Source organism: Pseudomonas sp. GM18 (assembly GCF_000282195.1).
Taxonomy (GTDB): domain Bacteria; phylum Pseudomonadota; class Gammaproteobacteria; order Pseudomonadales; family Pseudomonadaceae; genus Aquipseudomonas.
The window spans coordinates 1-2,621 of sequence record NZ_AKJT01000060.1; the positions used below are offsets into that span (position 1 = coordinate 1).

Annotated in this window: 1 protein-coding gene; it reads right to left on the reverse strand. The window is 63.9% G+C overall.

Going from position 1 to position 2,621, the window contains the following annotated elements:
* Nucleotides 1–2,621, reverse strand: a 2,621-nt coding sequence (locus PMI21_RS11970) for an immunoglobulin-like domain-containing protein (RefSeq protein ID WP_007939220.1), incomplete at both ends; no start/stop codon positions are given.

The following is a 2,621-nucleotide window of genomic DNA, read 5'->3' on the forward strand; positions in this document are numbered from 1 at the left end:
GGCCAGGGACACGGTGACCGGGTTACCAGTCACTGGCGCACCGACGGTCGCGGTGTAAGTGACGGTGCCGCCTTCGGCTGCCGAAGCGGTGGCATTCAGGGTCACGGTCGTGGTGTCGATCGTGTCGGTAACGGTGGTCACTGCCGGGGCAGTGCTAGGCACCAGATTCTCGAAATTGCCACCGGTGGCGGTGGAGATGGTCGCCTGGACCGTGCCGGCGTCTTTGTATACGTCATCGGACGGTGCCGGGACAGTGACGGTGCCGGTGGTTTTGCCGGCGTCGATGGTGATCACGGCGCCGTTGCTCAGAGTGACAGTGACCGGAGTGCCGGCGGCGTTGGTCAGGGTCGCGGTGTAAGTGATCTGGCCACCTTCAGCTACCGAGTTGGTCGCACTCAGGCTGAGGTTGGTGGTGTCGACGGTGTCGGTCACAGTGGTGCTGACCGGCGTTTTGTCCGCCACCAGGTTCTCGTAGTTGCCACCGCTGACGCTGGTGATCGAGTTGGTCAGCGGAGCATGGCCGGCCAACGCGTCGTTCGGCGCGGCGGTGGTCACGGTACCGGTGGTTTTGCCGACATCGATGGTGATCGTCTGGCCGTTGGCCAGGGACACGGTGACCGGGCTGCCAGTCACTGGTGCACCGACGGTCGCGGTGTAAGTGATGGTGCCGCCTTCAGCCGCCGAAGCGGTGGCGTTCAGGGTCACGGTCGAGGTGTCGATGGTGTCGGTGACGCTGGTGACTGCCGGGGTTGTGCTAGGCACCAGATTCTCGAAATTGCCACCGGTGGCGGTGGAAATGGTGGCCTGGACCGTGCCTGCGTCTTTGTAAACGTCATCGGATGGAGCCGGGACGGTCACGGTGCCGGTGGTTTTACCGGCATCGATGGTGATCACGGCGCCATTGCTCAGCGTCACGGTCACGGGTGTGCCGGCGGCATTGGTCAGGGTCGCGGTGTAAACGATGGAGCCGCCTTCGGCCACCGAGTCGGTTGCCGACAGGCTGAGGGTCGTGGCGTCCGGTGTATCGGTGATCGAGGTATCCGCCGGCTTGCCGTCGACTTCCAGTTTCTCGTAGTTGCCGCCCTTGGCATCGTCGATCTTCACGCTCAGGGAACCGCCACCGGCCAGGGCATCGTTCGGTGCGGTGAAGTTCACGCTGGCGCTGCTCGCACCGACCGGAATGGTGATGGTCTGGCCGTTGGACAGGGTCACAACCACTGGCGAGCCGGTGACCGGCGCCGACACCGAAGCGGTGTACACCACGGTGCCGTCTTCGGCGACGTTCGCGGTCGCAGTCAGCGAAACGGTGCTGGTGTCGATGGTATCGGTGACGGTGGTGACAGCTGCCGCTGGGCTGGTGGCCAGGTTTTCAAAGTTGCCGCCTGCGGCGTCTTTGATGGTCACTTCGACCTGACCGGCGTCCTTGTAGACGTCGTCCTTCGGCGCATCGACGGTCACGCTGCCACTGGTGGCGCCGGCGGCGATGGTGATCACTGCGCCGTTCGACAGGGTCACAGTCACTGGCGTGCCGGCGGCGTTGGTCAGGGTCGCGGTGTAAACGATGGAGCCGCCTTCAGCGACCGAGTCGGTTGCCGACAGGCTGAGAGTGGTGGTGTCCGGAGTATCGGTCACCGAGGTATCCGCCGACTTGCCGTCGACTTCCAGCTTCTCGTAGTTGCCACCCTTGGCGTCGTCGATCTTGACGCTCAGGGAGTTGCCGCCGGCCAACGCGTCGTTGGGTGCCACGAAGTTGACAGAACCGCTGCTCGAACCGACCGGAATGGTGATGGTCTGGCCGTTGGACAGAGTGACGACGACTGGCGAACCGGTGACCGGTGCCGACACCGAAGCCGTGTACACCACGGTACCGCCTTCAGCCACAGTGCTGGTCGCGGTCAGGTTGACGGTCGAAGTGTCGATGGTATCGGTGACATCGGTAACCGCCGCGGCCGGATTGGTCGCCAGGTTTTCAAAGTTGCCGCCTGCGGCATCCTTGATCGTGACTTCGACTTGGCCAGCGTCCTTGTAGACGTCGTCCTTCGGTGCATCGACGGTCACGCTGCCGCTGGTGGCGCCAGCGGCGATGGTGATCACCGCGCCGTTCGACAAGTTCACGGTGACCGGTGTGCCGGCGGCATTGGTCAGGGTCGCGGTGTAAACGATGGAACCGCCTTCAGCGACCGAGTCGGTTGCCGACAGGCTGAGGGTGGTGGTGTCCGGTGTGTCGGTAATCGAGGTGTCCGCCGACTTGCCGTCGACTTCCAGCTTCTCGTAATTACCACCCTTGGCATCGTCGATCTTCACGCTCAAGGAACCGCCGCCCGCCAAGGCATCGTTTGGCGCAACGAAGTTGACAGAACCGCTACTGGCGCCGACCGGAATGGTGATGGTCTGGCCGTTGGACAGGGTCACAACCACTGGCGAACCGGTGACCGGGGCCGACACCGAAGCGGTGTACACCACGGTGCCGCCCTCAGCTACAGTGCCGGTCGCGGTCAGATTGACCGTCGAGGTGTCGATGGTATCGGTGACGTCGGTAACCGCCGCGGCCGGATTGGTGGTCAGGTTCTCAAAATTGCCGCCCGCCGCGTCCTTGATGGTCACTTCGACCTGGCCGGCGT